The 22,512-nt window shown below is 59.4% G+C and carries 22 protein-coding genes and 1 pseudogene; 12 read left to right on the top strand and 11 right to left on the bottom strand.

Translation table 11 applies throughout. The features are described from left to right. Positions 1-4 precede the first annotated feature (4 nt). Entirely contained in the window at positions 5-1,396 is a 1,392-nt protein-coding gene (locus tag AAE029_RS02340) for an LLM class flavin-dependent oxidoreductase (RefSeq protein WP_371071176.1), read from the top strand. Positions 1,397-1,442: 46 nt separating this feature from the next. Here AAE029_RS02340 and AAE029_RS02335 read toward each other — a convergent pair whose 3' ends face one another. Beyond that, a complete protein-coding gene (locus AAE029_RS02335; RefSeq protein WP_371071175.1) occupies positions 1,443-2,246 on the bottom strand; it encodes a class I SAM-dependent methyltransferase in 804 nt (267 codons plus the stop codon). Between the two features lie 111 nt (positions 2,247-2,357). On the opposite strand from AAE029_RS02335, the gene AAE029_RS02330 reads away from it, so the two are divergent. From AAE029_RS02330 to AAE029_RS02315, 4 genes are all read left to right on the top strand, one after another. Next, a complete protein-coding gene (locus AAE029_RS02330) occupies positions 2,358-3,488 on the top strand; it encodes an ABC transporter substrate-binding protein (protein WP_371071174.1) in 1,131 nt (376 codons plus the stop codon). Positions 3,489-3,491: 3 nt separating this feature from the next. Further along, the gene (locus tag AAE029_RS02325; RefSeq protein WP_371071173.1) at positions 3,492-4,556 is read left to right on the top strand and encodes a FecCD family ABC transporter permease; all 1,065 of its coding nucleotides are present in this window, start codon (positions 3,492-3,494) and stop codon (positions 4,554-4,556) included. Further along, the gene (locus tag AAE029_RS02320; RefSeq protein ID WP_371071172.1) at positions 4,550-5,302 is read left to right on the top strand and encodes an ABC transporter ATP-binding protein; all 753 of its coding nucleotides are present in this window, start codon (positions 4,550-4,552) and stop codon (positions 5,300-5,302) included. Before AAE029_RS02325 ends, AAE029_RS02320 begins: the two co-directional genes overlap by 7 nt. Before the next feature lie 111 nt (positions 5,303-5,413). Then, positions 5,414-6,436 (top strand): LLM class flavin-dependent oxidoreductase, encoded by a 1,023-nt coding sequence (locus AAE029_RS02315; protein ID WP_371071171.1) that lies wholly within the window; start codon positions 5,414-5,416, stop codon positions 6,434-6,436. A gap of 32 nt (positions 6,437-6,468) precedes the next feature. Here AAE029_RS02315 and msuE read toward each other — a convergent pair whose 3' ends face one another. The 4 genes from msuE to AAE029_RS02295 all read right to left on the bottom strand — a co-directional run bounded on the left by msuE (position 6,469) and on the right by AAE029_RS02295 (position 10,330). Further along, complete coding sequence (gene msuE / locus AAE029_RS02310) at positions 6,469-7,032, bottom strand: FMN reductase (RefSeq protein WP_371071170.1); 564 nt, start codon at positions 7,030-7,032, stop codon at positions 6,469-6,471. Positions 7,033-7,222: 190 nt separating this feature from the next. After that, positions 7,223-8,461: a D-arabinono-1,4-lactone oxidase gene (locus AAE029_RS02305; RefSeq protein ID WP_371071169.1), complete on the bottom strand. Its 1,239-nt coding sequence runs from the start codon at positions 8,459-8,461 to the stop codon at positions 7,223-7,225. Positions 8,462-8,472: 11 nt separating this feature from the next. Continuing rightward, complete coding sequence (locus AAE029_RS02300; protein WP_371071168.1) at positions 8,473-9,237, bottom strand: SDR family NAD(P)-dependent oxidoreductase; 765 nt, start codon at positions 9,235-9,237, stop codon at positions 8,473-8,475. A gap of 229 nt (positions 9,238-9,466) precedes the next feature. Continuing rightward, complete coding sequence (locus AAE029_RS02295) at positions 9,467-10,330, bottom strand: alpha/beta fold hydrolase (protein ID WP_371071167.1); 864 nt, start codon at positions 10,328-10,330, stop codon at positions 9,467-9,469. 496 nt (positions 10,331-10,826) lie between these two features. On the opposite strand from AAE029_RS02295, the gene AAE029_RS02290 reads away from it, so the two are divergent. From AAE029_RS02290 to AAE029_RS02280, 3 genes are all read left to right on the top strand, one after another. Continuing rightward, positions 10,827-11,186 (top strand): hypothetical protein, encoded by a 360-nt coding sequence (locus tag AAE029_RS02290; protein WP_371071166.1) that lies wholly within the window; start codon positions 10,827-10,829, stop codon positions 11,184-11,186. Between the two features lie 221 nt (positions 11,187-11,407). Next, a complete protein-coding gene (locus AAE029_RS02285) occupies positions 11,408-12,106 on the top strand; it encodes a Tim44/TimA family putative adaptor protein (RefSeq protein ID WP_371071165.1) in 699 nt (232 codons plus the stop codon). Beyond that, positions 12,096-12,800, top strand: a complete 705-nt coding sequence (locus AAE029_RS02280; RefSeq protein ID WP_371071164.1) for a 5-formyltetrahydrofolate cyclo-ligase — start codon at positions 12,096-12,098, stop codon at positions 12,798-12,800. Before AAE029_RS02285 ends, AAE029_RS02280 begins: the two co-directional genes overlap by 11 nt. A gap of 45 nt (positions 12,801-12,845) precedes the next feature. On the opposite strand, the gene metB is transcribed toward AAE029_RS02280, so the two are convergent. From metB to AAE029_RS02265, 3 genes are read right to left on the bottom strand one after another with little or no spacing between them, the layout of a single operon-like run. Beyond that, on the bottom strand, positions 12,846-14,003 hold the full coding sequence (gene metB, locus AAE029_RS02275) for a cystathionine gamma-synthase (protein WP_371071163.1): 1,158 nt from the start codon (positions 14,001-14,003) through the stop codon (positions 12,846-12,848). Positions 14,004-14,053: 50 nt separating this feature from the next. Beyond that, the gene (locus AAE029_RS02270) at positions 14,054-15,781 is read right to left on the bottom strand and encodes an NADPH-dependent assimilatory sulfite reductase hemoprotein subunit (protein WP_371071162.1); all 1,728 of its coding nucleotides are present in this window, start codon (positions 15,779-15,781) and stop codon (positions 14,054-14,056) included. Positions 15,782-15,791: 10 nt separating this feature from the next. After that, on the bottom strand, positions 15,792-17,630 hold the full coding sequence (locus tag AAE029_RS02265) for an assimilatory sulfite reductase (NADPH) flavoprotein subunit (RefSeq protein ID WP_371071161.1): 1,839 nt from the start codon (positions 17,628-17,630) through the stop codon (positions 15,792-15,794). 383 nt (positions 17,631-18,013) lie between these two features. Here AAE029_RS02265 and AAE029_RS02260 point away from each other — a divergent pair, with 383 nt between their 5' ends. Both AAE029_RS02260 and AAE029_RS02255 read left to right on the top strand, forming a co-directional pair. After that, complete coding sequence (locus AAE029_RS02260; protein ID WP_371071160.1) at positions 18,014-18,922, top strand: LysR family transcriptional regulator; 909 nt, start codon at positions 18,014-18,016, stop codon at positions 18,920-18,922. A 351-nt stretch (positions 18,923-19,273) separates the two neighbouring features. Beyond that, complete coding sequence (locus AAE029_RS02255; RefSeq protein WP_371071159.1) at positions 19,274-19,507, top strand: hypothetical protein; 234 nt, start codon at positions 19,274-19,276, stop codon at positions 19,505-19,507. A gap of 279 nt (positions 19,508-19,786) precedes the next feature. Here the strand turns inward: AAE029_RS02255 and AAE029_RS02250 are convergent, their stop codons facing one another. Then, positions 19,787-20,251, bottom strand: coding sequence for a GbsR/MarR family transcriptional regulator (locus AAE029_RS02250; protein WP_371071158.1), 465 nt, complete (start codon positions 20,249-20,251; stop codon positions 19,787-19,789). Positions 20,252-20,338: 87 nt separating this feature from the next. On the opposite strand from AAE029_RS02250, the gene AAE029_RS02245 reads away from it, so the two are divergent. Both AAE029_RS02245 and AAE029_RS02240 read left to right on the top strand, forming a co-directional pair. Next, positions 20,339-20,779, top strand: a complete 441-nt coding sequence (locus AAE029_RS02245; protein WP_371071157.1) for a hypothetical protein — start codon at positions 20,339-20,341, stop codon at positions 20,777-20,779. Between the two features lie 151 nt (positions 20,780-20,930). Next, a complete protein-coding gene (locus tag AAE029_RS02240; RefSeq protein ID WP_371071156.1) occupies positions 20,931-21,599 on the top strand; it encodes an isoprenylcysteine carboxylmethyltransferase family protein in 669 nt (222 codons plus the stop codon). 149 nt (positions 21,600-21,748) lie between these two features. Here the strand turns inward: AAE029_RS02240 and AAE029_RS02235 are convergent. Further along, positions 21,749-22,154: pseudogene (locus tag AAE029_RS02235) on the bottom strand (type II toxin-antitoxin system VapC family toxin). Continuing rightward, positions 22,151-22,384, bottom strand: a complete 234-nt coding sequence (locus AAE029_RS02230; protein ID WP_371071155.1) for an AbrB/MazE/SpoVT family DNA-binding domain-containing protein — start codon at positions 22,382-22,384, stop codon at positions 22,151-22,153. The pseudogene AAE029_RS02235 and the gene AAE029_RS02230 overlap by 4 nt, the downstream one beginning before the upstream one ends. Positions 22,385-22,512: the final 128 nt, after the last annotated feature.

Below are 22,512 nucleotides of genomic sequence, written 5' to 3'. Positions count from 1 at the left end.
CGACATGAGCCGCGAAATCAGGCTGAACGCCTTTGATATGAACTGCGTCGGACATCAATCACCGGGCCTTTGGCGGCATCCGCGGGACAAGTCCTGGACCTACAAGGATCTCGATTACTGGGTACATTTGGCAAAGACCCTGGAGCGCGGCAAGTTCGATGGCCTGTTTATTGCCGATGTCCTCGGTGTCTATGACGTGCTGAACGGCAATGTGGATGCTGCCCTGCGGCATTCAGCGCAGGTGCCCGTCAACGACCCGCTGCAGCTGATCCCCACCATGGCTTATGAAACCGAACACCTTGGCTTCGGTCTGACGGCCTCGCTCTCCTTCGAACATCCCTACACCTTTGCGCGGCGGATCTCGACGCTCGACCACCTGACGCACGGCCGCGTCGGCTGGAACATCGTCACCTCCTATCTCAACAGCGGTGCACTCAATATCGGCCAGCAAGCTCAGACGAATCACGACGATCGATATGATCTTGCCGATGAATATCTCGAGGTCTGCTACAAGCTCTGGGAGGGCAGCTGGGAGGATGACGCCGTCGTGCGCGACCGGGAGAAGGGCATCTTCACCCATCCGGAAAAGGTTCATCCGATCCGTCATTCCGGCAAGTATTTCACGGTACCCGGCATTCACCTAAGCGAGCCTTCTCCGCAGCGCACGCCGGTGCTCTATCAGGCCGGCGCCTCCAGCCGTGGCAAGGATTTTGCCGGCGCCCATGCCGAGTGCATTTTCGTTGCCGCCCCCTCCAAGACCGTGCTCAAACGCTATGTCGCCAATGTCCGGCAGGCGGCCGAGCGCCTCGGGCGCAATCCGCGCGAGATTCTATCCTTCAATCTTCAGACCGTTGTCCTGGGTGAGACGGATGCCGAAGCGCAGCGCAAGTTCAACGAATATCGCCAATATGCTTCGTTCGAAGGTGCGCTGACGCTGATCTCCGGCTGGACCGGTATCGATTTCGGTCAGTTCGGACCAGACGAGGTGCTGCGTCACCGCTACACCAACGCCGTTCAGTCTGCTGTCGAGACCTTCACAACCATCGACCCAGGCAAGGAATGGACGGTGCGCGAAATGGCCGACTGGGTCGGCGTCGGCGGCTTTGGCCCGGTCTTCGTCGGCTCGCCTTCCACCGTCGCAGACCTGATGCAGGAATGGGTAGAAGATACCGATGTCGACGGTTTCAATCTTGCCTATGCGATAACGCCGGAAAGCTTCGAGGACGCGGTAGAACTCCTGGTGCCCGAACTTCAGAGGCGCGGCGTCTACAAGACGGAATACCGCCAAGGCACGCTCCGCGAAAAACTCGGCGGTCATGGTCCGCGACTTGTCGCACCGCATCCGGCAGCGGCATATCGCAACTTTCTGCCAGCGCTCGCTCAGTCCGCGGAATAAGCTCGAATGGGGAGTTGGGGCGAAGCTTCGTCTCCCCCCGTCAGGTTCATTCGGGCTTTGTGGCTACGATCGCATATCGGTGCTGCAAGCCGCGCGCGAGCGCTTTGAGATAATTCCAATTCTTCGCCTGCGTCCGATGGATGCTGCGCATGTTCGTATCCACCTCGACAGCGGCAAATCCGGCTGTTTCCAAAAGGGAAGCGACGTCACTTGCGCGGGCGCCATTTGAAAAATGAACGCGCGCCAGGATTTCCTTGTGTCGATCTGCAAGGCCGGGCGGGGCATGCAGCGGATCCTGCTTGAGGATGCCGACGCTTTCCAGCCATGCTGCCAGGCGCTTGACCAGCTTCTCTCCCGGCCCGACATTGACGAAATCGCCATCGACGATCAAAAGCTTGCCGCCGGGCTTCAGGACCCTCAGCCACTCACGGAAGCACGCAGCCGGGTCGACAAGCGTCCACACCAGATGGCGAGTGACGATAACATCGTAGGTTTCATCCGCCTCCATCGTATTTTCCGCATCCGCCATTTGAAACCGGATCGTGCGGCCACGTTGCTTGGCCTTCGCACGAGCGCGCTCCAGCATTGACTCCGACCAGTCCAGACCGGTGACCTGGTAGCCAAGATCGTCCATCAGATGGGAAACGACGCCCGTACCGCTGGCGAGATCAAGAGCTCTGCGGCCTTCACCGCGACCCAGATGCTTCAATATAAGTTCGTGCCAGGCGCGACGTTCGGCCTCGGAAAATATTTCATGGCCCGGCGAAAGATCAAAAGTCTCGGCACGGGCGGACCAGTAGGCCTTTATCTCGTCCCGTAATCCATAGTTGTGGCCCGTTATCTCTGTCATTTTTTCCTGATGCGTTGCCTATTTCAGTTTCGAATTGCTCTAAAAGATAAAACTTGACCATTGCAATCATAAAATAATACAGGGCATTCAATTTCCACCGGAGTCATTTTGATGCGCCTCATTTTCAAAGCGGCAACCCTCTCGGCAGGCCTCCTTCTGGCCTCTGTCTGGCCGGCCTTGGCCGACAAGATTTCCCTTAAAGACGTAACCGGCCGCGATGTCGAGGTCGACGTCCCGGTCAAGAACATCATCCTGGGTGAGGGACGTCAGATCTACTTCCTGGCCGCGCTGGACAAGGAAGCGCCGTTCGAACACGTCGTTGGTTGGCGCGACGACCTTCCGAAGGCTGATCCGGAAACCTACGCGGCCTATCTCGCGAAATATCCCGATATCGCCAAGCTGCCGACCTTCGGCGGCATGAAGGACGGCACCTTCGACATCGAGCAGGCCGTCGCGCTGAAGCCGGATGTCATCCTGATGAACATCGACGCCAAGACGGCAACGGAAGAGGCAGGCTATATCGAAAAGCTCGGCAAGGTCGGCATTCCGCTGGTCTATGTCGACTTCCGCGAAAAGCCCATGGAAAATACAGAGCCGAGCATGCGCATCATGGGCAAGCTGATGGGCAAGGAGCAGCTGGCGGAGGAGTTCATCAAATTCCGCGCCGATGCGATCAAGCGCGTCACGGATGTCCTCGAAAAGGACAACCCGAAGAAGCCGGTAGTCTTCGTAGAGCGTGCCGGCGGCTATTCCGACGATTGCTGCATGTCGTTCGGCAATGAGAATTTCGGCAAGATGGTCGAGATCGCCGGCGGCACCAACATGGCCAAGGACATTATTCCCGGCACCTTCGGCACGGTGAACCCGGAACAGATCATCGCCTCCAATCCCGACCAGATCATCGTGACCGGCGGCAAGTGGGAGGCCTATGTGCCGGGCGGTGCCTGGGTGGGCGTCGGTTACGGCGCCGATCTCAACGAGGCTCGCCACAAGCTGGAAAACCTCACCAAGCGTCCGGCCTTCACCGGCGTGAAAGCCGTCAAGGATGGCAACGTGCATGCCATCTGGCACCAGTTCTACAACAACCCCTATCAGTTCGTTGCGATCCAGGAGATTGCAAAGTGGCTGCACCCCGCTCTCTTCAAGGATCTCGATCCCGAATCGACCTTCAAGGAACTCCATGCCCGTTTCCTGCCGCTGGACTACAAGCCGGGCTATTTCGTCTCCCTGAAGGATGAATAGCGGATGGCCAGCACCGCTTCCGAGATGATCGTTACAGGGCGCGACCAATATCGCGCCCTGGCTTTTCGGCGGATCCTCATTCTCGCCCTCCTGACGATCGCGTTGGCCGTCAGTATCGCCGTCGACATGGCCCTCGGACCGGCCAATTACACGATCTCGCAGGTACTCTCGGCATTGTTCGACCCGTCTGCCGTCGGCGATCAGCTACGCGTCGTGATCTGGGACATCCGCATGCCGATCGCCCTCATGGCAGTGACGGTGGGCGCATCGCTTTCACTCGCCGGCGCACAGATGCAGACCATCCTGTCCAATCCGCTCGCCAGCCCTTTCACGCTCGGCATCTCGGCCGCCGCAAGCTTCGGCGCAGCGCTCGCTCTGGTGGCCGGCATTGCGGTCTTTCCCGGTGCGATCCAATACATGGTGCCGCTCAATGCCTTTGTAATGGCCATGCTGGCATCGCTGTTCATCTATTTCGCCTCCACAATGCGCGGCGTCACGGTCGAAACGATCGTGCTGCTCGGTATCGCGCTGGTCTTCACCTTCAATGCGGCATTGTCATTGCTTGAATATCTGGCGTCCGAACAGGCGCTGGCTGCCGTGGTGTTCTGGACGATGGGGAGCCTGACGAAGGCGACCTGGGGCAAGGTCTACGTCACCGCCGCCGTCGTTGTCGTCACCGTGCCGCTGTTCATGAGGAATGCGTGGGCGCTGACGGCCCTTCGCCTCGGTGACGACAAGGCGGCCAGCATGGGCGTGAACGTGCGCAGCCTCCGCCTGCAGACGATGCTGACTGTCAGCCTGCTGGCGGCTATTCCGGTCTCCTTCGTCGGCACGATCGGCTTCGTCGGCCTTGTCGGGCCGCACATCGCGCGCATGGTGGTGGGAGAGGATCAGCGCTTCTTCCTGCCTGGCTCGCTCATCTGCGGTGCGCTGTTGCTGTCGGTCACGTCCGTCGTCAGCAAGATGCTCATTCCCGGCGCGATCCTGCCGATCGGCGTCATCACCGCACTGGTTGGAATTCCGTTCTTCTTCGCACTCATTTTCAGCAACAGGAGGCGCGCTTGGTAGCACTTGCGCTGAAGGATGTCGGCGCCTCCTATGGCCGCACGACCGTTCTTTCGAAAGTCGGCATCGACACGCTGAAGAGCGGCAGCATCACGGCCGTGATCGGCCCCAACGCCGCCGGGAAATCGACGCTGTTCAAACGCATTGCCGGGCTGATTTCGGGACCGGGACTGGTCCAGCTTTCCGATACGGACCGGGGTGAGCGCACGATCTGCTACATGCCGCAGGATAGCGGCGCCAACGCCGTCCTGACCGTCTACGAGTCCGTTCTGCTGTCTGCCAAGCAGGGCGGTGGCTGGCGTGTCCGCGACGACGAGCTTTTCGAGATCGACGCCATATTGAAGGCCCTGCGTATCGAGGATCTCGCCTTCCGCGGATTGGGCGAGCTTTCCGGCGGACAGCGGCAGCTTGTTTCGCTGGCGCAGGCTCTGGTCCGCAGGCCCGAGGTGCTGTTGATGGATGAACCGACATCCGCACTTGACCTTCACCGCCAGATCGAGGTCCTGAGCTTCGTTGGCGATCTTGCCCGCACGACCGGCATCGTCGTCCTGATCGCGCTGCACGATCTCAATCATGCGCTACGCTTCTGCGAGAACACCATCGTCATAGCCAATGGCGAAATGGCGATGAGTGGTCTGACTTCGCAGGTCATCACGCCGCGGATGCTGGGTGATGTCTATAAGGTTTCAGCTCGCATAGAGACCTGCTCGAAAGGTCAACCCTTCATATTGGTCGATGGTCCGGCTTAGAGCCATTTCGACGCTCCAGGTCGGCAAATGCCGAATGCTGCCTATATCTGAAGCTTGAATTGTGCGATCACGCTTGAGCTGCACAGGCCACACTTTCACGCTGGATGACCCATGAAAAAGATCGGCTTTCTATCCTTCGGACATTGGACGCCCTCGCCCCAATCGCAGACGCGCTCGGCATCCGAAGCGCTTCTGCAGTCCATCGACCTTGCTGTGGCCGCCGAGGAGCTGGGCGCGGACGGGGCGTATTTTCGCGTCCATCACTTTGCCCGACAGCTTGCCTCGCCGTTTCCGCTGCTGGCGGCAGTCGGCGCGAAAACCAGCCGCATCGAAATCGGCACGGCCGTCATCGACATGCGCTACGAGAATCCCCTGTACATGGCGGAAGATGCGGGCGCAGCCGACATCATCGCCGGCGGACGCCTGCAACTGGGCATCAGCCGGGGATCCCCGGAGCAGGTGATCGAGGGATGGCGCTACTTCGGTTACGAGCCGCCCGAGGACGGGACCGACGCCGACATGGGCCGGCGCCACGCCGAGGTTCTGCTCGACGTGCTGCGCGGCGAAGGCTTCGCGCAGCCCAATCCGCGGCCGATGTTCCCCAATCCTCCCGGCTTGCTGCGCGTCGAGCCGCATTCCGAGGGCCTGCGCGACCGAATCTGGTGGGGCGCCGGCTCGAACGCCACCGCCGTCTGGGCGGCGAAGCTCGGAATGAACCTGCAGAGCTCCACGCTCAAGGACGACGAGAGCGGGCTTCCGTTCCACATCCAGCAAGCCGACCAGATCCGTGCATTCCGGGAGGCGTGGAAAGCGGCCGGTCACGAGCGGGAGCCGCGCATATCGGTAAGCCGCAGCATCTTTGCGCTGGTAGACGATCGCGACCGTGCTTATTTCGGATACCAGAACCAGAACGAGGACAAGATCGGTTTCATCGACGAGAAGACCCGGGCGATCTTCGGACGCAGCTATGCCGCCGAGCCGGATATTCTCATCGATCAGTTGGCCAAGGACGAGGCCATCGCAGAGGCCGACACGCTGCTCTTGACCGTGCCCAACCAGCTCGGCGTGGACTACAATGCGCATGTGATCGAGGCAATCCTGACGCACGTCGCGCCGGCTCTCGGCTGGCGTTGACGAGATCACCTCGCCGTCTTTTCCGTATTGCCTTATTCGGCGGCTACGGCAGTCGGTGCGACTACTGCCGGAAAGAACGCCGCGACTTCACTGACCACTTGCTCTATCCTCTGGCGGAGCGGTTCGGCAGTGACCCGGTAGTCGGTAAAATCGCGGTCTGCGGCATAGACGGCGGTCGGCAGCGTATGCGACATGAAGAAGCCGAAGAGCGGGCGTAGCTGATGTTCCACCATCAGCGCATGCCGGTCACCACCGCCGGTCGCCGTGACAATCACCGGCTTGCCGCGCAAAGCGAGCGGATCGATCAAGTCGATCAGGTGCTTGAAGAGGCCGGGGTAACTGCCTTTGTACGTCGGCGAGCCGATGACCAGGATATCGGCCGTAGTGATGTCCTCGATCAATTGCTTTCCATTCGGATCGAGATCGTCAAAACGCAATGCCTGGCCGAGCGACGGGCCGGCATCATGAAGATCGTAAATACCTCGACGGAAGCCGTACCGTTCGCCGGCAACAGCGGCTATCGTCTCGACCAGCGTACGGGATTTCGACGGACGACTGTGGGTTCCAGCAAGACCCACAAGCTTTGGACGCGACATGGGATTTCCCTCTGCCAATGTGTGAGATCGGAAAGGCCGACTGCCTTCGCCGTGGTATCTGATATTATCTACTGATTTTATATACTAAAGGAAACTTCATCTCGCCCGAAGGTGGTTTGGCGGAAAATCGTGCCGTCTTGCGCCAGCACTGCAAAACGCCATCGCCTGCCACCACGTCAGGTAAATTCCATCACCCCAGCAAAGGGCTGAGGTGGTCGTTCAGAAAGCGGCCTTCCGGATCCAGCTCGCGCCTCAGGGCACGAAAATCGGTAGCACGCGGATAAAGGTCCGTCACGTCGTCGCGGTCGAGGAAATGCATCTTGCCCCAATGCGGGCGAGACCGGAACTTTCTCAAAATGGTGTCCACATCCTTCAGGAACGGCCAGTAGTCCATCCCTGGGCCGCCCGAGACGGACAGCGTGATGCTGTCCTGATTGTGGAACGGGCTCATCCATGCGGGGTCGCCGGCCGTGAACCTGTATTCGATCGGGTAGATGCAATCGGTATGCTTCGTCAGCATCAGGTCCCGGACAGCCCGGACGGCTTCCTTTCCGTGCTCCAGGGGAACTGCATATTCGAGCTCCACAAAATTCGGGACATATTCGATCGGATAGACCTCCGAGCTGTAGGCGATCTTCTCGAACTCGGCCTCCATCGGAGCCGCTGTCGTGATGTCCAACGTCTTCATTTCGCAGACGTCGGCCGTCTTGTTCGTACTCGAAACGGCGGCGGTATCCGGCAGGCAATAGAGGTGGCGGCTTTCCGGAACCGGGCACCAGAAAAAGCCGAAATGCCGGTGTTTCGCGGCCAATTCATCGTGCCGCTCCATGCAGGTTTCGAAGTCGTCGCGCCAGAGCCTTTCGTGAAGATTATAGGCATCCGTGACATTGAGCGTCATCGAGGAGATGATGCCCAGCGTGCCGACCGAAACTTGAGACGCGTGCAGAAGCTCCCGGTCGCTGCCGTCGATCTCAAGTATATCGCCATCGGCTTTCACGATTCGCATTGCCGCGATCGAGGAAGCGAGATTGCCGAGTGTTATGCCGGTGCCGTGCGTTCCGGTGGTAAAGGCGCCGGCAACCGCCTGGCTGTCGATATCTCCCTGGTTGACCAGGGACAGGCCGAGCGCCTTGAGGCTTTTTCCGACTTCATTGATGCGGGTACCCGCTGCAACCGTAACCTGCTTGCGCTCCTTGTCGACGGCCTGAATGCCCCGAAGATTTTCGAGCGAAAGCAGCAGGCCGCTCGTTGCGACGACCGGCGTGAAGGAATGGCCGGAACCCGCAACGCGGACGGGAAGCTGGATTTCCTCGGCTTTGGCCACGATCTGCGCGAGTTCCTTTTCCGTTTCCGGCGCCGCCTTGTATTGGGGAACGCAATATTGATTGCCGACCCAGTTTCTCCAGACTCCGCCTTTTTCGAAATTCATGTCGGTTCCCCTCAAACAGCCGTGTAGCAATTGTCGACGAAGAGATGCGCTCCGTTCACGAAACTTGCCTCGTCGCTGACAAGGAACAGGGCAGCCCGAGCGACCTCTTCGGGACGGCACAGGCGCCCCTGTTGCGCGGCGATCGCCGCCTCCGAAACGTCGATATCGTTCGAAGCGAGTCCGGTAAGCTCACGCCTGCCGTGCTGCGTGTCAATGAAGCCCGGGCATACCGCGTTGCACCGAATGTTCCGGTCGCGGAACTCGACCGCGATCGCCCGCGCGAACATATGGCACGCCCCCTTGGTAGTGTTGTAGAGGACCTCCATGGGTGTCGCGGCCACGGCGGAGACGGACGAGGTGCATACGATGCTGCCGCCGCCGACTTCAATCATGCCCGGCAGGACGGCGCGCGTCATGAGGAACATGCTGCGGACGTTGATGGCCATCAACCGGTCCCACTCGCTTGGCGTCACTTCGAGAAAGGGTTTCACGTCAATCGTGCCGGCGTGATTAAACAGGATGGTGGCCGTTCCCAATTCCCTGGTGATCTCAGCCACCGCTTTGTCCACTTGATCGGGATCTGAAACGTCTGCGGCGGCAAATGCCGCCTCATGACCGAGTTTCCTCAACCGCTCGGCCACTTCCGCGCCCTGGCTGGTTGGGAGGTCGATGATTCCCACGACCGCCCCCTCCATTGCGAAGAGTTCCGACGCGGCCAAACCGCAACCGCCCGCGCCACCGCTGATGATTGCCACTTTTCCCAAAAGACGTTGCATCGATCTCCTCCGCACTTGAATGGTTTGCCGCGATGCCAGAAGAACCGTGCCATACGATCCACACCAGTGCCGCCGAGGAATGTTGCCACATTGTTTGAAAAACACCAGCGGGCAGCCGCGGGGCAGGAACGTTTCGCGCCCGCGGCTTTGGGTGCGTCAGGCCGGATGATTTGATCGCGTCGCCGCGGCAACTGACCGCTCGGCGGAGTTCCCGCTGCCTGCCGCGTCCCTACTCGAACATCCCCTTCGGCGTTTCGCCCTTCAGGAAAGGCTCGATGACGGCATCAAGCAGTTCGACCTGGCCGATGACGGCGGTGTGCGACGTTGCCGGCAGGACGGCGAGACGCGAGGCCGACAGCGGCTTGCCCATATCGCCCATGCCCCCGCCGCCGAGCAGCCGGAACATTGCAACCGCATGCTCGAGCGTCGCCACGTCGGCATCCCCGCTGATGATCAAAACCGGAGTCTTCATCGCCTCGACATCCGCTTTCCATGCCATTGGCTCATGCTCGAGCGCGATCAGTTTCTTGACGAGAGCGGGAAAGCCGTCAGGATTGGCAGCGAGCTTGCGATAGTCCTCCGCAAACGGCATACCCACAAACATCTCGACCGTCATCTGCGGAATGAAGGCCGTGAATTCGGGTTGCCAACCCTCTGCGTCGTAGGCGACCGAGGCTGCAACGAGCTTGTTCACCTTTTCCGGATGGCGGATGGCGACCTGCAAGCCGGCGGCAGCACCCATGGAATAGCCGAAGACGTCGGCCTTCTTAAGACCCACCGCGTCCATGAAGACCGCCACGTCGTCCGCCAGGTTCTGATAGGTGATCGGTCGGTCGATGTCGGTGGTGCGGCCGTGACCCTGCAGCTCGAGCGCATAGACCTTATGGTTTTCGGCAAGTTTCGGGATGATCGCGCCCATAGACGGGATGTTCATGTAAGCGCCGTGCAGCACGATCAGCGGATCGCCCTCGCCCGAGACCTCGTAGTACATTTGCATGCCGTTGACTTCGACCCGATAGCCAACCGGTTCGGATTGGGCGAGCGCGGAGCCGGCCATGAGCAGGACCCCGGCAATGAGAGCAGTGCGGAACATCGGTATCCCTCCTGGTTATCTGCGCGGCTCATACCGCGTCGAAGATAAGACGCACGACGTTTTCACGCCCCGACATGGTCGGATCCATATATTTTTGCGTAAAGCACATCAGCTCGCGCTCGGATCAAAATATTGCGAACAACCTCTTGCAGCGTGCTTCTCCTTGGATTGAGGGAACATTTCCACTCCGTCAGCGGGCTTAAAGCGTGCCCTTGGTACAATGCCGGTAATTCCCGCCAATGCTGCAGTGCGAAAACCCGAAATATTTGCAATGGGATAACAAAGGACCCCGCCGACTGGTGCGCGGGAGACAGGAGGGGCGTTGACGGACGCCTCGAAAACGGCAATTCGAAGGCGGGATCGATGAATAATTTGTAATTTCTTTTCAGTAACTTAGCCCATTGAACTCAGTGCGGAACAACGCCAATTCCCTTTCGTAACGCAGACGATCCCCTGCACTGCAGCCGACCGTCACAACAGACGAAAGGATAGCATCATGAACCGCACTGCCAAAATCGCCATCGCCGCCGCCCTTTCCTCGCTTGCATTTGCCGGCGTCAGCCGGGCGCAGAGCCTGGACATGAATACAACACGAGGCATCGAGTACACCCTCAGGACCTTCCAGGGCAATGACTTCAACGTCGAGCCGATCCACGACTACGCCAGCCAGAATAACGACATGACCGGCCCACATTTGGTGCCGTGGCGTACGATGCGCGGGGTCCAGGGAATCCAGGCCTCGATCGACGCCAACCGGCCGCTTGCCCGCGAGCTTAACCAGCAGGGCGTCGAAGTCCGTAATGTCGTCAATGCCGAACAGGCCGCCGACGGCAGCGTGACCTTCTACGTCCGTTGATGCAGTCGATATAGGCGGCGCCTTCGGGCGGCCGCCTATCGCGGAATCGGGAATTTTCCCGTGGCGCCTTTCATCGAGCCTCGCTCCTGCAGCGTAGCTGGCTAGATTGATACAATTTCTTTAATCTGAAATGAAATCAAATTCATTAGCTTTGCTTTAAATCGCGCGCGATTATGCACAGGGAAGAAGACATCGGTAGCTCCCGTGCGCGGAGGTAAGTGATGGAGGAATTATCCGCAAACTCTGCAATGATCGCAGTCCTGTGGGTACTATGGCTTGCGTGGCAATTCTGGACCCTGGAAGAAGGCTTTAAGGCTCAGAATAGCTCTCGCAGTGCAGTAAGCTCAGCTCGCGGTGATGATCACGCTCGCAGTTGCCCCCATGGAGCACTCACTCAGATTTCTGCTGTGAATTCGGCAAGGATTTTGCCGGCCCTTCGCAGGGTCTACGCGGCTGATCGCTCGTTCACGCTGATGAGCTTTCTATCGGAGGCATCGCGAACTTTCGAGGAGGTTCTTCTTGCCTTCTGGCGCAATGACAAGAAACGGCTGTTCTCTACGGCGATTGCCGACCAAGTGTTCGAAGACCTTGCGGATGCGATATCGCAACGGACAGACCGCCGCGAGAGATCTGAGATCATGATCGTGCGTCTTTTTCTGCCTTATGTGGTCGACGCCCACATCGAACAAACCAAGGTTCATCTTTCGGTTCGTCTGCAGGCTGAGCTTATCTCCACCAACCGCGATGAGAACGGTGCCGTCATCGCCGGGCATCCAAGCGAGATTTGGAGGTCGTCGGACGTTTGGACCTTCGCACGTACTCTTCCGACAGTCGATGAGGTCTGGCGTGTCGAACTGATCGGCGCAGATATAGAAGACATCAAACAGGTTCCGATCAGGACGCATGATAATGCCGCATGATCAGGACAACGAATCCTTCGGCGTCTACGCATCGCCGCCCTGCTTCTTACATGAACTCGATCCGTCTTACGCAGGGTTGACAATCACACCGCCCGCACTGCCAGCGGATGAAGTCGGGCCATGGCGCAAGAGCGAGCGTTCCCGGCTGATCTCACAACGTCAGGCGGTCGGCAGCCAACAGCGGAGCAAATGGGACATCGACATCGCTCACGCACTCCAGGGTGTCCTGGGCGATGTCCGCGGCGCCGTCATCAGTGCGTACTGGCCATTTCGGGGTGAGCCGGATCTTCGGCCGCTGCTTGGCGATGTCATCGCAGAAGGCGCCCGTGTCGCCCTTCCAGTCGTTACGGAAAAGAAAAAGCCGCTCACCTTTCGGCTATGGAAGCCCGGCGACCGGCTGGAGCGGGGTGTTTGGAATATCCCTTACCCGGCGGAAGGCGAAATCATCCGGCCGAATGTCGTTCTCGCTCCGGTGGTGGGTTTTGACCGCGCAGCCTATCGTCTGGGATATGGCGGCGGGTTCTTTGACCGAACGCTCGCCGAACTCGGTTGTTCGGTTCGCGCGATCGGGATTGGCTATTCCCAGGCGGAATTGCCAACGATTCATCCCCAGCCGCACGATATTCCGATGAGCCTCATCGTGACAGAGAGTTTCATCATCAAACCGTCGCTTGGTTCGTTGCAATCGGCATAGGTGGCCCTGAAGGACTGAACGAAGGACGCCCTCCGAAAACGGCTCTCAACGGCCGCTGGCCGCCAGCCCCGCGGCAAGTCCCGCGATGAGGTCACTCTCGTCCTCCAGGCCGACCGACAGGCGCAGCAGACCGTCGCCGATGCCGGCATCCCGACGCGTCTCGGCATTCATGCTCGCATGCGTCATCGTCGCCGGATGCGCAACCAGGCTCTCCACGCCGCCGAGAGACTCGGCCAGGGTAAAGACCCGCACCGCCTCGACGAACCGCTTCACCGCCGGTGTACCACCCCGCAGTTCGAAGCTGAGCATGGCGCCAAAGCCAGATTGTTGCGCCGCGGCAATGGCATGGCCGGGATGATCGGCAAGGCCCGGGTAGTGCACCGCGGCTACCTGCGGCTGCACACGCAGAAAGTTCGCGATGGCCATGGCATTGGCTTCCTGCTGAGCAACCCGAACGAACAAGGTGCGAATACCGCGTAACGTCATGTAGGAATCGAACGGCGCTCCAATGACACCGGTAACGTTGGCCCAATCGGAAAGTGCTGCAGCCTCCGCATGGCTGGCTGCTACCACCGCGCCGCCAACGACATCCGAATGACCATTCAGATACTTGGTGGTGGAATGAATGACGAAATCCGCGCCGAGGGAAATCGGCTGCTGCAGGGCAGGCGAGAGGAACGTATTGTCGACCGCGACGAGTGCGCCAACTGCCTTGGCGCGCTCGGCAATCGAGCGGATGTCAACAACACGCATCAGAGGATTGCTTGGCGTCTCGATGAACACGAGCGCCGGAATGCGGTGAAGCACCCGGTCGAGGGCCGCACCATCGCCCTGGTCAACAAAGACGACGTCGAACTCTCCTTTCTCGCTGCGCGCCTTCAGCAAACGTCGCGTGCCGGCATAGCAATCATGAGGAGCAACCACGAGTGCATTGGAGGCAAGCCGTGAAAGGATCAGATCAATCGCAGCCATCCCCGAGCATGTTATGACCGCGCCCGCACCACCTTCAAGTTTGGCCAGGGTGTCAGCGAGAAGGTCGCGCGTGGGATTGGCGGTGCGCGAATAATCGTACCCGGTCGTCTGCTCGTATCCGGTGAATGCAAACGTGCTTGTGAGATAGAGCGGCGGCGTCACCGCACGGTAGTTCTCGTCGATGGCCACTCCATTCGCCGCGGCAATTGTTCTTCCATCTCCCACCGCCATGCTCCTTCTTTCCCGTGTTCGCAACCGCCAGCTCTAGAAACATCTGCCTGTCAGTCGTTGAAATATTTGCCTTCCGTGACTTCCGCAGCGTAGCCGGCGCGGATCGCGAAGTCGCCGAACCGTTCGCCGGACAGGCGCTCGCGCGCAAAGTGTTCGATCAACTTGCCGAGCAGTTCGAGAATTGCTTGCTCGCCGACATTTTCCAGAACCATCTTGTTGAGACGCTGTCCGTGAAAGCCGCCGCCAAGATAGAGGTTGTATTTGCCTGGCGCGCGACCAGTCAGTCCGATTTCGGCAATGTAGGGTCGGGCACAGCCATTCGGACAGCCGGTCATACGGATTGTGATCGGCTCGCTGGACAGACCATGAGCCGCAAGGATCGCTTCGATTTTGCCAACCAGGGTCGGCAGGTAGCGCTCACTCTCTGCCATGGCGAGGCCGCATGTCGGTAATGAGACGCAAGCCATGGAGTTGAGACGAAGACCGCTTCCCGCATTCAAACTGTCCAGCCGATATTCCTTCAACAAAGCCTCGATCGTGGCCCTGTCTTCAGGCTCGATATCGGCAATGATGAGATTCTGATTGGGCGTCACGCGGAACATGCCCCTGTGCTTTTCTGCGATAGCACGCAGGCCGTCCAGCAGGGCAACGTCCTCGACGTTGCTGACACGGCCGTTCTGAACAAACAGCGTGAAATGTTCTCGGCCATCTTCCCCACGCTGCCAACCGATCTTGTCGCCATTCGACGTGAATGTGTACGGCCGTGCCGGACCGAACGGGAAGCCAAGCCTCCGTTCGATCTCGGCCTTGATGACATCGAGCCCCTTGTCGTCGATGGTGTATTTGAAGCGGGCATGGCTGCGGTCGACCCGATCGCCGTAATCGCGCTGCACAGACATCACGGCATCGCAGGTCTCGATGACCTTGTCCTTCGGCACAAAACCGAGGACGCTGGCGAGCCGCGGATAGGTTTTGGGCGCCTGGTCTGTCCGCCCCATGCCGCCGCCAATGGCGACGTTGAACCCTTTCAGGCCATTGCGATCCGAGATAGCGATGAAGCCGAGGTCCTGGGCATAGACGTCGATGTCGTTGATCGGCGGGATAACGAAGCCGATCTTGAACTTCCGCGGCATGTATGTCTTGCCGTAAAGTGGCTCCTCCGGCCCGTCCGTTGGCGTCCGCTCCTCTCCGTACCAGATCTCGCGGTAGGCGCCAGTCTTCGGGATGGCGTGATCGCTTGCCCGGCTGGCGAGCGCATAGACCTCCGCATGCAGAGCAGAAAGCTCCGGATTGATCGAGGCCATGACGCCGCGTGCGTCGTCGCCACAGGCCGCTTTGGTATCGAGCAGAACAGCGTGCAGCCCCTGAATGACTGCGCGCAAATCACTCTTGTGGACGCGATGGAGCTGGAAGGTCTGACGCGTGGTCAGTCTCAGTGTCTCGCCTGCGTAGGCGCGGGCGAGTTCGTCGAGCTTCAGCCACTGGCTGGCAGAGAGTACACCACCCGGTAGACGCACACGTGCCATGAACCGGTAGGCCGGCTCAAGCCTTTGTCGGCGTCGCTCGTCGCGCAGATCGCGGTCATCCTGCTGATAGAGCCCGTGAAACTTCATCAGCTTTATGTCGTCGCCCGGCACGGCCGCTGTCAGCTCCGCCTCGAGACCGGCTGTTATGGTGCCACGCAGCTGGTCGCTGTTGGCCTTCAGCGTCTCATCCGGGCCAAGCCGGTCGAGCGGTTGGGAGAGATCGCGGCTGCGGCTGAGGTCCGAGATTGTCATGGCTGCCCTTTCAATAGACATCGATCTGATAGCGGTTGGCGGCTTGCATCGCGGCGAGATACTCGCTCGCCGCAGCCTTGCCTTTGCCGCCCTGCTGTTCGATGATTTCCCGAAGAGCTGTGTGAACGTCCGGAGCGAGTTTCGCGCCGTCACCGCAGACGTAGACATGGGCTCCTTCTTCCAGCCAGGCGTAGACGTCCCTCGCGTGCTCGAAAAGGCGATGCTGCACATAGACTTTGTTGGCGCCGTCACGTGAAAACGCAACGTTCATGCGCGACAGCACGCCGTCTTTCAGGAAGCCCTGCCATTCGGTCTGATAGAGAAAGTCACTGTCGAAGTTGCGTTCGCCAAAGAACAACCAGGATTTACCCGCCGCTGCACGCATTTCGCGCTCCTGAAGGAACGCCCGATAGGGAGCAACGCCCGTGCCGGCGCCGATCATGATGATCGGCGTGTCATCGTCGGCCAGGCGGAAATGGGCGTTTGGCTGCACGTAGACACCAAGGGTGGCGCCAATATCGCAGCGTTCGGCGACATGGCCCGACGCGACGCCGGTACGAGGCAATCCGTTGAGCTCGTACCGGACCGTGCTGATCGTCAAATGCGCCTCTTCCGGTGCGAATGCCAGGCTCGATGCGATGGAATAGAGCCGCGGCTGAAGCGGTCTCAGTCCGGCCGTAAACGTTGCGGCATCAATCCCGGGCACCGGAAAGTGCCGGATGATATCTATGATGTGGTTGCCGCGCAGAAAATTGGCTCGTGCCTCTGAAGCACCCTCTTTGCAGAGCTTTTGAAGCTCCTCGGCCTTGCTTAATTCGGACCAGTGATCAAGGAATCGCGGCGTCGCCGACGTGATCTCGAACGCTTCCATCAAGGCCTCCCCCAAAGAGACCGATTGGTCTTTTGGCGTGACGGGCGCGTCCGCCTTGAGCCCAAGGGCAGACAACAGCGTCCGGACGAGGTCAGGGTCGTTACGGGGTATCACACCGAGCGCGTCGCCAGGCTCGAAGGAAAGGCCGGAACCTTCCAGCGACAGTTCCAGATGCTGAGTCTGCTTGCTCGATCCTCGCGCCGTCAGCGTGATGTTGTCGATAACCGTTGCCCCGAACGGATTGCGCTTGCTGAAGCCCGGCGTGGCCTGCTCACGGAGACGCTCCTGTGCGGCCGCAGCCGCCGCCGGCGTTCCTGTCATACCACTTGCGGCGAATTTGGCGACGGCTGCCGATATCCAGTCGGCGGCGGAGGCATCATAGTCGACATCGCAGTCGATGCGGTCATGGAGCCGCGTCGCGCCGAGTTCGGCCAGCCGCTCATCCAGGCGCTTGCCTGCACCGCAGAAAAACTCATATGTCGAATCGCCAAGCGCGAGCACCGCGAAACGCACGCCGCCGAGGCGTGGCGCCCGGGCCCCCTCGATGAATTCGAAGAAGCTTGCCGCCGAGGCCGGAGGGTCGCCCTCACCGTGGGTGGACGTGACGATCAGCAGGTCCTGCTCGTCCTTCAGTTCGCGCACCTTGTAGGCCGCCATGTCCACGACACGTGCCGTACGGCCCTGCGCCTTGAACTGCTCCTCGATGGTCGCGGCAAGTTCCGCGCTATTTCCTGTTTCACTGCCAAAGAGAATGGTGACAGACCGTGCGGCGGCCGGAAAGGCCCCTTCCCTTTCGGGCTCCCGCAGATCTAAGGTCTGAAGGCCTTCAAGATGCAGAGCGCGCGCGCCGTGCTCGAGGCCAGCAAAATATCCACTGATCCAGAGCGCTTGTCCGGACCGGAGCGACGTCGCAAGCTCTGAGATTTTGGCCCATTGCTCGGCCGTCAGGCCTGGTCCGGGGAACTCCAATGCGGTCATATGCGCGTCTCCAGCTTATCATCCGGGCTGCGAAGAAGGGCTTTCCTGAGCCACGCAGGCGCAGCGATTGATTGCTACGGCGATTGATTGTCACACCGTGCTGACCCTGACAAACGAAGGATATTGTTGGTTTAATGCAATAAAATTGCTGGAAACGTATTATTAGATGAATTTTCCGGCAGTCGTCGGCAGCTGATAAATTTCTTGCGACAATTCAATTTTGCGTGGTTCGGTCGTTGCGTCGAAAAATTATCTGCACAGGGCCATTAAACTCCGCGAGAGGACCTTGGCTATGCGTCGCCCACCGACAGCTTTGAAAGCACGCGTGTCTAAACATTGCTTCATTTAATTGTGCTTCGATACAAAAAAGATCATATGAATACATGGACATCAATCAAGCACGCACCTTTCTCGAGATTGCGCACAGTGGCAGCTTCATCGCCGCTGCGGAGAGGCTTCACATCACCCAGACCGCCGTCAGCGCTCGCATTCGAACTCTCGAGGAGCTCCTTGGGCGGCGTCTGTTCATCCGTAACAAGGCCGGCGCGCGACTGACACCGGCCGGCGAGCGCCTCGTCCGGCATGCCACGACCATGATTCAGGTCTGGGAACGGGCGCGACAACAGGTGGCGCTTCCTCCCGGACGAAAAGACGGCGTCATCGTCGGAGGCGAGTTGAGCCTGTGGCATCCGCTTCTGGCTGACTGGTTGATCTGGATGCACAACGAGCTCCCCGAAATCGCACTGCGGGCCGAGGTCGACAGCCCTACGAGTCTGCTTTCGCGCGTCCAGGATGGCTCGCTCGACTTCGCGGTGCTTTACAATCCGCCACCATGGCCGAACCTGGTTGCGGAATTGTTGCTCGAGGAGAAGCTGGTCCTCGTCACCACGTCGCCTGACGGCGCGCTCGTGCCTCAAAACTACGTTTACGTCGATTGGGGCCCGGCTTTTGCGGTGAACCATCAGACGGCCTTTCCGGAACTCAGCAATCCGCCGGTGTCGATTTCACTCGGCCCCTTGGCCTTGACCTATCTGTTGACGGTGGGCGGTTGCGGCTATTTTCGGCTAGGCACAGCCCAGCCCTTTTTAGACGACGGCCGGCTGCAGCGCGTGAAGGATGCCCCGGAATTTTCGCATTCCGCCTATGCAGTCTATGCCGAGAGGGGCGACAACGAGGTGATCCACCAGGTTAGACAGGGCCTCAAGCAAATCGCGGCAGGCCGGGAAATGCCAGGCCTTCCCGGCCCAATCGGACCTCGCAGCCAGCATCACAGCTCGGACGACGGCCCATAACGCCTGAGTTGGCCTGCGATCGCTGCGGCCGCCCCGAACCGGAGGACTGCTCGCGAGCTACTGTAGTGATGTGGTTTAAATTCGGCATCATATGCAGCCGAAGCTGCGTTCAACTCTTTGATAAAATGCTCGGAGCCAAGGTGCTACGAGGAACAAATAAGCGGGCCGGGCAGTTCTAGCATTCCGAGACGCGGATGGCCCCCCTCCCAAGGCCAGGCGGTCCGACACCGCAACGCCGACGTCTCGACCTCCATGCCTCCTGGCCTTCCCCCTCAGGCCAGGAGGCATCAAGCTTGCCTCCGGAAAGTCCCTGCAGATGGCGGCGATTAGAAGCGAATGAACGGAGTTACAATGAAACACAGGAAGAACGAAGGTCCCCTCGATATCAAGGAAAACAACGTCAATCGCCAGGGCGAGCTCGACAGCACTACCCGACACAAGAAAGTGGTTGAAGGCGATGACGTGGCAAATCTCAAGGCAATGAAAGAGGCCGCGCGAGAACGTGGTGATGCATTCGTGGTAAAGAGCGATCTTGAGGATGAAGATCAGCGAGAGGCTTCTCCGGGCACGCGCGAACAGGACTAACGTGAGATCGACCGATACGTCGTCATATTTACCGCGAGGAAGCAGAATGGGCATTAAGTCGCGCACCGCGTGAACCGCCTTTTCGTTGACGGTCACTGCGGCTGAGTGGATCGGTCCAGCCGAAGAGGAGTCCGTCTTTCACGCTGAACCGGTGCACGATGATGGTTCATCGCAGAAGAGCCGTCTGGCTCGAGAAGGTCTTTGACAGCGACACTCTGGTAAGATTCTGCGTGCATCCCTTACGGCGGCGAACCCGCTGCCTCGCCGTCACCTGAACCCTCAGCCCGCGCTTTGCCTGTCCCGCGGCCCTCTCGCACGCCAGCTCTCGAGCGCAGTCTCCATTGCCCGGCGCATCGCCAGGTAGAACTCAGCCATCTCATTGAGACGATCGCCCGCCGTTTCCGATGCGGCGGTGCTTGCGCCTTTCCTCATGAGCCCGGCAAGCGCATCCAGCAGGCGGTTCTGTTCGGTGAGCATGCCCTCATAATTTTCGGACACCGCGTATAGGGCACGTTTGCTGCCGCGCTCGCCATGACGGTTCACGAGCATATATTGCTCCAGGAGCCGGGCAGCGACGCTGGCGCTGCTCTTGCTGATTTGCAGGTCGCTCGTGATGCGATCGAGGCTGGCCGGCTCGGCGTTGAGCAGGAGGTAGCCGTAGAGGCGCGCTGCCGTCTGGGGCACCCCCCAGGGAATCAGCAGCCGAGCCACGTCGTCGATGAAGCGCTCTTCGGTTTTGGTCATATGTTTATTTGACATATTCGGCATATCTCGAATATACTGAAGTTAAGTCAGAAGTCCAGCAACCGAAGCGTCGTAGCGAGAGCCCCAATGCCTGCCACGCCGGAATCCAGAGCACGCACCCGTGCGTTCGCACGCGTCATAGGGCCATGGCTCGTCATCGTTCCCGGCATCATCATGGTGCGCGCTCCGGACATGGGCACGCTGGCGTCCGCCTTCTTCGAAAACCCACTGTTCGTTTGGTTTGCAGGTGCCCTGTTGCTGTTCGGCGGACTTTTGATCATCGCGTTACACCAATATTGGTCGAGCGCATCGGCGATCTTGATTTCCCTGTTCGGCTGGTTCCTTGCGCTTCGCGGCCTTGTGCTCATGGCCGTACCGCAACTGATGGAACGCGGCGCCGCCGCCTCGGCGGGAGCAACCACTCCCGTGCGGATCGGCTTCGGCGCCCTCGTCGTGATCGGTCTTTATCTGACCTATGTCGGCTGGATCGCGGCACTTGCCTCGCCGATTGGAAAGACCGGCCCATGACCAAGGCTAAAGCTCGCCTAAACTAGCACGAGAGAGATAACGCTTAGAGCAGTTCAGCTTTAATGGAATCGCAGAACCGCTCTAAGCCTTTTACGCAATTCCGAACGGAAAACCGCTTCGCACTTTTCCTGGAATTGCTCTGGGAGCACCTATGATCGTGTACCTGCTTCAGCTTGTGGCATGGATGGTCTTCATGGCGGTGCTGCTCCTGTGGCCCGCCGGCACGTTCGCCTATCCGGCCGCCTGGATCCTGATCGGGATCTTTGCGATCGGCGGCGTTGCGATGATTGTTTGGTTGTCGAAGCGCAGTCCACGCCTGCTGCGCGAGCGCATGGCCTTGCCGGTGCAACGGGCTCAGGAGCCATGGGATCGGATCTGGCTGTCGATCTTCATGCTCGCCTTCTTTGTCTGGATGGCATTCATGAGCTGGGATGCCGCGCGCAACAGCTTCACGGCCATACCCGCCTGGCTTCAGATGCTCGGCGGCCTCGCCATCGTGCTCGAAATGCTCGGCGTCGCATGGACGTTTCGCGAAAACACCTTCGCAGCACCCGTGGTGAAAATCCAGGAGGATCAGCGGGTGATCGACACAGGCCCTTACGCCGCAGTGCGGCACCCGATGTACGCAAGCGCCCTGTTGTTTTTCATCGGCCTGCCCCTCTTGCTCGGATCCTGGATCGGCCTCGCCCTTTCCATTCTGTTCATCTTGGGAATGGCATGGCGAGCAGTGCATGAAGAGCGCGCCCTGCGTGCGAAACTGACGGGCTATGAGGATTACGCCGCGCGCGTGCCTTATCGCTTCGTCCCGTACGTCTGGTAGACTCGCCGCTATGGCAGTCAAGCATCCACAAGGAGACTGACCACGTCGCAGGCAAGACAATCGGTCGCATCCAATCGGCGAAATTCATGACCAGACGCGCCATGAAACCCGGATCTGAATCAAATGACTTTGCTTCACCCCAAAGCTCGTCATTCGGGCGGCAGGATCAATTCAACGCTCGGAAAATATGTCCGATATCGTCCCTTGTCTCGAGTAAGCAAAGGCAGCTGAAGGACTGCGGCGTGCGCACCGATGAAAAAATCGGGTAAAACACCACTGCGTAGTCCGCCCAACCGACGATATTGCGTAAAGACCTTGCCCCCAAGAAAAAGTGCCGATCGCGGAATGGTGACCATATCGACCCCCGCTTCCTCTAGAAACGTTTCTAGCAGCTCAATTCGTTCGTATCGGACGGAAAGCTCCGCATAAATTACATCGTTGATAAGAAGCGGTCCCCGCAGCGCTGCGGCTTCCATTTGCTGGATCGACCAATCCGCCCATTGAGAGTTATCGGTAACGAGCTCAAGAAGAAACTTTTGTATCGATGAGAATCACTCTTCACCGCGCGTAAGTGCCATGATGGCATCCGTATCGAGCCCGCTGCCGGCCTGGCCGCGCAGTTTACTGAATCGACTAGCTGGCCGCTCGTCATCGGCGCGGGTCAGGACGATGGTGCCATCAGAACCGCGGCGGAACTCGACTTTCGTTCCCGGCACAATTCCAAGGAAGTCCCGGACCTGTTTGGGTATCGTCACTTGCCCTTTTGCAGTCACCGTAGCGCTCATCTCATGCCCCGGTAAGGATTACTGCTTGTAAGGTATTACATGGAGATCTCTCAGCTTCAACCTGAGGAGCGTCTGCGTCAGACAATGAAATCCGCACTTGAAGCATCTAAGTATTAGGTTTTTCCGCA

Source organism: Sinorhizobium sp. CB7 (assembly GCF_041357635.1).
In the GTDB taxonomy this organism is placed as follows: Bacteria; Pseudomonadota; Alphaproteobacteria; order Rhizobiales; family Rhizobiaceae; genus Rhizobium.
The sequence above is the reverse complement of the archived record's forward strand: the minus strand, read 5'-3'. Positions and strand labels throughout refer to the sequence as shown.